Source organism: Cupriavidus sp. HPC(L) (assembly GCF_000307735.3).
Taxonomy (GTDB): domain Bacteria; phylum Pseudomonadota; class Gammaproteobacteria; order Burkholderiales; family Burkholderiaceae; genus Cupriavidus.
The window spans coordinates 1-8,279 of the sequence record NZ_AMPR02000129.1; the positions used below are offsets into that span (position 1 = coordinate 1).

Genomic DNA, 8,279 nt, shown 5'->3' on the forward strand with positions numbered 1-8,279 from the left:
GGCGGCGGCAAGCGGCTGATTCGATTGTACTGGGGCGATTGTAATGACTCGGCGGCCGCCGCGCAGCGCGCGCGGCGGGAGAACGCCGGATTACAGCCCGGTATGCCGGGCGATGTACGCCTTGACCTGCGCCGCGTCGGCCGGCATCACCTCGAAACGCTGCGGCAGCGCCTCGATGCCCTCGAACGCGGCCGGACGCTCGGGCTCGCGGCCCAGCGCCTCGCGGATCGTGTCGGCGAACTTGGCCGGCAGCGCGGTTTCCAGCACCACCATCGGCGTGCCAGCCGACAGGTGCTCGCGCGCGACCTTGACGCCGTCGGCGGTGTGGGTATCGATGGTGACGCCATAGCGGGCCGACAGGTCGCGGATCGTCGCGACGCGGTCGTCATGCGTGCTGCGGCCCGAGACGAAACCGAACTGGCGGATGCGCTCGTAGTCCGTCGTGCCGGACAGGTCGAAGCCACCCTTGGTATCGACATCGCGGAACAGCTGCGCCAGCTTGCCGGCATCCTGGCCGAGCAGATCGAAGATGAAGCGCTCGAAATTCGACGCCTTCGAGATGTCCATGCTCGGGCTCGACGTGTGGTACGTCTCGGCCGCCTTGCGCACGCGATAGATGCCGGTGCGGAAGAACTCGTCGAGCACGTCGTTCTCGTTGGTCGCGACCACCAGCTTGTCGATCGGCAAACCCATCATGCGCGCGATGTGGCCGGCGCAGACATTGCCGAAGTTGCCCGACGGCACGCAGAACGAGACCTTCTGGCCGGGACCATCGGTTGCCAGCAGCCAGCCCTTGAAGTAGTAGACCACCTGCGCGACCACGCGCGCCCAGTTGATCGAATTGACGGTGCCGATCTTCTGGCGCGACTTGAATTCGAGATCGTTGGACACTGCCTTGACGATGTCCTGGCAGTCGTCGAACACGCCCTGCACCGCCAGGTTGAAGATGTTCGGGTCCTGCAGGCTGAACATCTGCGCGGTCTGGAACGCGCTCATCTTGTTGTGCGGGCTCAGCATGAACACACGGATGCCGCGCTTGCCGCGCATCGCGTATTCGGCCGCGCTGCCGGTATCGCCCGACGTCGCGCCCAGGATATTGAGCTCCTGTCCGGCGCGCGCCAGCGCGTACTCGAACAGGTTGCCCAGCAGCTGCATCGCCATGTCCTTGAACGCGAGCGTCGGTCCATTGGACAGGCCGAGCAGGTACAGCGGTGCGCCAGCCTCGTCGCCGAGCTTGCGCAGCGGCGTGATGTCGGCGGTGTTGTCGCCGGCGCGCGCGTTGCAGTAGACCTCGGGCGTGTACGTCTTGCGCGTCAGCGCGCGCAGGTCCTCGGCCGGAATGTCGTCGCAGAACCTGGCCAGGATCTCGTAGGCCAGATCCGCGTACGACAGCTTGCGCCACGACTCGAGCTCGTCGGCGCTGACCTGCGGATATTGCTGCGGCAGATACAGGCCGCCGTCCGGCGCCAGGCCGCCCAGCAGGATCTCGGAGAAGGTTTGCGGCACGTCATGGCCGCGGGTCGACTTGTAGTTCATCGTGATGGTGGCCTGCCGGGCCGTGCCGTGCCCGGTGCGGGCGGCGGCGCGGCCATCGGTGCGGCTTCAGTTCAGTTCTTCCATGCGCAGGCGGGTGACGCCCGACAGCACCGTGGGCAGCGCCTCGATCTTGGCGATGGCCGCGTTGACCTGCTTCTCGCGCGCCAGGTGCGACAGCATGATGATATCGGTCTGCGGTTCGCCCTCGCGCGACTCCTTCTGCAGCATCGCATCGATCGAGATGCCCGAATCGGCCAGGATGCGGGTGATGTCGGCCAGCACGCCGGTCTGGTCCGACACGCGCATGCGCAGATAGTAGCTGCTGGTGACTTCCTCGATCGGCAGCACCGGCACGCTGGACAGCTCGTCCGGCTGGAACGCCAGGTGCGGCACGCGGTGCTCCGGATCGGCGGTATGCAGGCGGGTCACGTCGACCAGGTCGGCGATCACCGCAGACGCGGTCGGCTCGGCGCCGGCGCCCTTGCCGTAGTACAGCGTGGCGCCGACGGCGTCTCCCTGCACCAGCACCGCGTTCATCGCGCCCTCGACGTTGGCGATCAGCCGCGAGGCAGGCACCAGCGTCGGATGCACGCGCAGCTCGATGCCGTCCTCGCGGCGGCGCGTCAGGCCCAGCAGCTTGATGCGGTAGCCCAGTTCCTCGGCGTACTGGATGTCGATCGCGGACAGCCGCGTGATGCCCTCGACGTGGGTCTTGTCGAACTGCACCGGCATGCCGAAGGCGATCGCGCTCATCAGCGTGATCTTGTGCGCGGCGTCGACGCCCTCGATGTCGAAGGTCGGGTCGGCCTCGGCATAGCCCAGCCGCTGGGCTTCCTTCAGCACGGTGTCGAAGTCCAGGCCCTTGTCGCGCATCTCGGACAGGATGAAGTTGGTGGTGCCGTTGATGATGCCGGCGATCCACTGAATGCGGTTGGCGCTCAGGCCTTCGCGCAGCGCCTTGATGATCGGAATGCCGCCGGCCACCGCCGCCTCGAACGCGACCATCACGCCCTTGCTGCGCGCGGCCTCGAAGATCTCGTTGCCGTGCACGGCCAGCAGCGCCTTGTTGGCGGTCACCACATGCTTGCCGTTGGCGATCGCCTGCAGCACCAGCTCGCGCGCGATGCCATAGCCGCCGATCAGTTCGACCACGATGTCGATGTCGGGGTGGCTGACCACCTCGCGCGCATCGGCCACCACCTGGACCTGCCCACCGGTCAGCTCACGCGCGCGCTCGGTGTTCAGGTCGGCCACCATCGTAATCTCGATACCACGGCCCGCGCGGCGGCGGATCTCCTCCTGGTTGCGCTTGAGCACGTCGAACGTGCCGCTACCGACGGTACCGATGCCGAGCAGGCCTACTTTGATGGGGTTCATGGTCAATCAGATTCCAGTTTGCAAATGGGGAAGCGCGACGGAGCGTGGGTTCGGAGCCGGCCGCAGCCGCAGCCGCAACCAGTGAGTCGGTCAGGCCGTCGCGCCGTGTCGTTTTCGATAGGACTCGAGGAAGCGGCCGACGCGGCCGATCGCTTCGCGCAGATCCTCTTCGTGCGGCAGGAAGACGATGCGGAAATGGTCCGGCCTGGCCCAGTTGAAGCCGGTGCCCTGCACCAGCAGCACCTTCGATTCCTGCAGCAGCTCGTAGATGAATTCCTGATCGTCCTGGATCGGATACATCGACAGGTCGAGCTTCGGAAACAGGTACAGCGCCGCCTTCGGCTTGACGCAGGTCACGCCGGGGATCTGCGTGATCAGCTCGTAGGCCAGGTCGCGCTGGCGGCGCAGGCGCCCGCCCTCGGCCACCAGGTCGTTGATGCTCTGGTAGCCGCCCAGCGCGGTCTGGATCGCCCACTGGCCCGGCACGTTGGCGCACAGGCGCATCGACGACAGCATGTTCAGGCCTTCGATATAGTCGTGCGCCGGACGCTTGTCGCCCGACACGACCATCCAGCCGGCGCGGTAGCCGCAGGAGCGGTAGTTCTTCGACAGGCCGTTGAACGTCACGGTCAGCACATCGGTCGACAGCGCGGCGATCGACGTGTGCGTATGGCCGTCGTACAGCACCTTGTCGTAGATCTCGTCGGCGAAGATGATCAGCCCGTGCTGGCGCGCGATCGCGACGATCTCGCGCAGCAGCTCGTCCGAGTACAGCGCCCCGGTCGGGTTGTTCGGGTTGATCACGACGATGGCCTTGGTGTTCGGCGTGATCTTCGCGCGGATGTCGTCCAGGTCCGGCATCCAGTCGTTGGCCTCGTCGCACAGGTAGTGCACCGGGGTGCCGCCCGACAGGCTGACCGCGGCGGTCCACAGCGGGTAGTCCGGCGTGGGCACCAGCACCTCGTCGCCGTTGTTCAGCAGCGCGTTCATCGACATCACGATCAGCTCGGACGCGCCGTTGCCGACATAGATGTCGTCCAGACCGACGCCATGGATGTTCTTCTGCTGGGTGTAGTGCATGATCGCCTTGCGCGCGGCGAAGATGCCCTTCGAATCCGAGTAGCCCGCCGAGTTCGGCAGGTTGCGCATCATGTCCTGCTGGATCTCCTCCGGCGCATCGAAGCCGAACACGGCCAGGTTGCCGATATTGAGCTTGATGATCTTGTGCCCTTCTTCCTCCATCTGCTTGGCCTTCTCCAGCACCGGGCCGCGGATGTCGTAGCAGACGTTGTTCAGCTTGTTGGATTTCTGGATCGGTTTCACGGCGTGGTCGGGCAGGAGTCTGGCGGAGACAAAGGGAGCGAGGGGCCGCCGGTTCGTGCGGCGGCGAACAGGGAATCTGCGTAAAACAGGGGATCGTCCGGAGCGCGCTTCGCTGCACTGCGGGGCGATGCGGAGGCAGCGCGGCCGGCAGGAAGGCAAAGGCTATAATTTAGCGGATTATGACAGACTTCGGGCAGGGATCTTGCGATGCAGCGTGGGCAAGCGCGACCGCCAGCGCCCCGCTCCGGCCTGCCGGCCGCCGCTGCGCCGACAAGGCTCCGGACACGCTGCTGACCCGCTCCCTATTCGATTCCCTTCCCGATTCGCTTCCCGATCCCCGCAAGGTTCCCCCGTGAAACTCCATGCCGACCAGCCCAACGCCATGAACACCGTCACGGCGTATGGCCCGGGCTATATCGAGATCAACAAGGTGCGCTACACCACCTCCGTGCTGGTGATGCCCGAGGGCGAGGTACGGCCCTGGCCGGTCCAGCGCTTCGAGGACCTGGCCGCGGACCAGTTCGAGGGGCTGCTCGACCATGCCCCCGAGGTGGTGCTGCTCGGCACCGGCGACCGCCTGCGCTTTCCGCACCCGCGCCTGACCGCCGCGCTATCCCGCCGCCATATCGGCGTCGATGCGATGGACATGCCGGCGGCCTGCCGCACCTACAACATCCTGATGGCCGAAGGCCGCAAGGTGGCGGCGGTGCTGCTGCTCGAAGACGCGCCCGCCGGCGGGTAAGGGCGCCGCCGCCACCGGTCCGCCGATGTCTGCCCGACGCCACGCTTGAACTATGCCGACGCGCCCTCATTTGCCGTGAGCATGGCCATGCCCGCCTTCCCCGCCCCCCTCGACCGGCCTTTGCCCGAGCCGGCGCGGGGCCAGTTCCCGGCAAGCCGATTTCCCCAGCGCCGCTTCCTCCAGGAGCCATAAGAATGACAGTGAGTCTCAACCAGGCCGTTCCCGATTTCAGCGCACCGGCCACCGGCGGCACCTTCCGCCTCGCCGACTACCGCGGCAAGACGGTGGTGCTGTACTTCTATCCGAAGGACAACACCCCCGGCTGCACCAACGAGGCGATGGACTTCCGCGATCAGCACGAGGCCTTCGAGGCCGCTGGCGCCGTGGTGTTCGGCATCTCGCGCGACAGTATGAAATCGCACGAGAACTTCAAGGCCAAGCTGGAGCTGCCGTTCGAACTGATCTCGGATGCCGACGAGGCGCTGTGCCAGCAGTTCGATGTCATCAAGATGAAAAAGCTCTATGGCAAGGAGGTGCGCGGCATCGAGCGCAGCACCTTCGTGATCGACGGCAAGGGCAAGCTGCGCCACGAACTGCGCGGCATCAAGGTACCCAGCCACGTCGACGAAGTGCTCGAACTGGTGCGCGCGATGTGACGTTCACCTGGGCAATTGCCAAACGGAAATCGTTCGGATACATTGCCCCGTAATGAGTTCAGATTCTGGTTGCCACGCTGCTTCTCCCCTCCGGCCCAGGCGCACGATGCCCAGGGCCGGTAGCGGAACTGCCGTGCCGTCCGCCCGCACAAGACAAGCCGCCTCGCCCGCTCAACGGGCCCGGCGGCTTTTTCGTCTGTGCGCGGCCCCGCCCCGTTTTCCCTCCCCCTGAAAGGAACGCCCAGCATGCCGCTGCCGACCATGCCCGCCAAGCCTGCACAACTGCTGGACCCGAGCGAGTTCGCTCCGGTTGCAAGGTTGACCAAGTCCGCGACGCAGGCAAAAAAGCCCGTTCCGGCCCTGGAACGCGTGGCCCTGCTTGAAAGCGGACCCAGCGAAGTCGCCGCGCCCGCGGTGCAGGCCCGTGCCGCCGGCACCCGAGCCCGCGCCAAGGACATGCCCGGCGCACCGGTGGCGACCACGCCGGCCCCGCCCGTATCGCTGGTCAAGACCAGCACCGGCACCACCGGCCGCCGCCAGCGCAAGGACACCGGTCCCGCCAAGCTGTTCGTGCTCGACACCAATGTGCTGATGCACGATCCGACCTCGCTGTTCCGCTTCGAAGAGCACGACATCTATCTGCCGATGATGACGCTCGAGGAGCTGGACAACCACAAGAAGGGGATGAGCGAAGTCGCCCGCAACGCGCGCGCGGTCAGCCGCACGCTCGACGCGCTGGTGGCCGGCACCGACGGCGTGCTCGACGAAGGCTTGCCGCTGGCCAAGCTGGGCAACCGCGACGCGCAGGGAACGCTGTTCTTCCAGACCCGCCTGAACGACACCAAGCTGCCGGAAGGCCTGCCCGAGGGCAAGGCCGACAACCAGATCCTGGCGGTGGTCAGCGCGCTGCGGCAGCAGCATCCCGAGCGCGACGTCGTGCTGGTGTCCAAGGACATCAACATGCGGATCAAGGCCCGGGCGCTGGGCCTGCCGGCCGAGGACTATTTCAACGACCAGGTCCTCGAGGACAAGGACCTGCTGTACTCGGGCGTGATGGTGCTGCCCAACGATTTCTGGACCAGGCACGGCAAGGGCGTCGAGAGCTGGCAGGACCCGAAGACCGGCGCGATGTTCTACCGGCTGACCGGCCCGCTGGTGCCCTCCTTCCTGGTCAACCAGTTCGTCTACCTCGAACCGATGGACGGCAGCCTGCCGCTGTATGCGCAGGTCAAGGAGATCAATGGCAAGACCGCGCTGCTGCAGACGCTGAAGGACTACACGCATCACAAGAACAACGTCTGGAGCGTGACCGCGCGCAACCGCGAGCAGAACTTCGCGCTGAACCTGCTGATGAATCCCGACATCGACTTTGTCACGCTGCTCGGCCAGGCCGGTACCGGCAAGACGCTGCTGGCGCTGGCCGCGGGGCTCGAGCAGGTGCTGGACCAGAAGCTGTACAACGAGATCATCGTGACGCGCGCCACCGTGCCGGTCGGCGAGGACATCGGCTTCCTGCCCGGCACCGAGGAAGAGAAGATGCAGCCGTGGATGGGCGCGTTCGACGACAACCTCGAGGTGCTGCAGAAGAGCGACGACAGCGCCGGTGAATGGGGGCGCGCCGCGACGCAGGAACTGATCCGCTCGCGCATCAAGGTCAAGAGCATGAACTTCATGCGCGGCCGCACCTTCGTCAACAAGTTCGTCATCATCGACGAGGCGCAGAACCTGACGCCCAAGCAGATGAAGACGCTGGTCACGCGCGCGGGCCCCGGCACCAAGATCGTCTGCCTCGGCAACATCGCGCAGATCGACACGCCGTACCTGACCGAGGGCTCGTCGGGCCTGACCTTCGTGGTCGACCGCTTCAAGGGCTGGAGCCACAGCGGCCATATCACGCTGGCCCGCGGCGAGCGTTCGCGCCTGGCCGACCACGCGGCGGACGTGCTGTGAGCGGACCGACGCAAGCGATGCGAGCCGATCGCTGGCGGCGCGGCTGCCGCGCGCTGATTCCCTATGTGGTGGCGACGGGCGCGGCCACCGCGCCCGGCCTGCTGCGCGCGCAGGCCATCTCCGAACCGGCCGCGGCGCCACCGCCCGGCGCTGTCCAGCCATCGATGCAGACGCCCACGCCTGCCCCTGCACCGGTGGCCGCTCCACCGGTCAACGAACCGGTGATCCGCACCGTCGGCGCGGTCAGCTATGTCTGCGGCGGCGTCGGCGAGGACGAGCAGCGCCGGCTCGCCGCACGCCAGAAGCAGTTCAACATGGGCGTGCTGTTTACGCAGGGCGCGAGCGGCGAATATCTGGCCGACGTCGAAGTCCGACTGATGCGCGAAGGCCACGAAGTGGCGCGATTTCGTACCGAAGGGCCGCGCTGCCTGATCAAGGCGCCGGAGGGCCGCTACAATGTGCACGCCACTTACAACGGCCAGCCCAAGTCCATGACCGTCGGCACCGGCACCTACGACGCGCAGTTGCGCTGGTAGCCATCCGGGCATCGCGGGCAGCGATGCCCCGGTCGATGGACCCGCACCGGCTGGCTCCCCAGTCCATGCGATCGACCAGCACCGGCCTTCTTTCTTCGCTTCTTTCGATCCCATCGCTGCGGTCGCCGCGCTCGGCGGCAATCGGCACGCGCCCGCTGC

At 66.6% G+C, this 8,279-nt stretch carries 7 protein-coding genes; 4 read left to right on the top strand and 3 right to left on the bottom strand.

Features of this window, described 5'->3' with window-relative positions; translation table 11 throughout:
• Positions 1-90: 90 nt before the first annotated feature.
• The 3 genes from thrC to B551_RS09555 form a co-directional block, all read right to left on the bottom strand.
• Positions 91-1,536 (bottom strand): threonine synthase, encoded by a 1,446-nt coding sequence (gene thrC, locus B551_RS09545; protein WP_006577917.1) that lies wholly within the window; start codon positions 1,534-1,536, stop codon positions 91-93.
• A gap of 66 nt (positions 1,537-1,602) precedes the next feature.
• Positions 1,603-2,913 (bottom strand): homoserine dehydrogenase, encoded by a 1,311-nt coding sequence (locus B551_RS09550; RefSeq protein WP_023263971.1) that lies wholly within the window; start codon positions 2,911-2,913, stop codon positions 1,603-1,605.
• Between the two features lie 90 nt (positions 2,914-3,003).
• Positions 3,004-4,236: a pyridoxal phosphate-dependent aminotransferase gene (locus tag B551_RS09555; protein WP_006577918.1), complete on the bottom strand. Its 1,233-nt coding sequence runs from the start codon at positions 4,234-4,236 to the stop codon at positions 3,004-3,006.
• Between the two features lie 352 nt (positions 4,237-4,588).
• Here B551_RS09555 and B551_RS09560 point away from each other — a divergent pair, with 352 nt between their 5' ends.
• From B551_RS09560 to B551_RS26870, 4 genes are all read left to right on the top strand, one after another.
• Positions 4,589-4,978, top strand: coding sequence for an Mth938-like domain-containing protein (locus tag B551_RS09560; RefSeq protein WP_006577919.1), 390 nt, complete (start codon positions 4,589-4,591; stop codon positions 4,976-4,978).
• Between the two features lie 194 nt (positions 4,979-5,172).
• Complete coding sequence (locus B551_RS09565) at positions 5,173-5,634, top strand: peroxiredoxin (protein WP_006577920.1); 462 nt, start codon at positions 5,173-5,175, stop codon at positions 5,632-5,634.
• Between the two features lie 246 nt (positions 5,635-5,880).
• Entirely contained in the window at positions 5,881-7,584 is a 1,704-nt protein-coding gene (locus B551_RS09570) for a PhoH family protein (protein ID WP_006577921.1), read from the top strand.
• A 164-nt stretch (positions 7,585-7,748) separates the two neighbouring features.
• Positions 7,749-8,120 carry a hypothetical protein gene (locus B551_RS26870; RefSeq protein ID WP_253281340.1) on the top strand — a complete coding sequence of 124 codons (372 nt, stop codon included), beginning with the start codon at positions 7,749-7,751 and terminating at the stop codon, positions 8,118-8,120.
• Positions 8,121-8,279 lie beyond the last annotated feature (159 nt).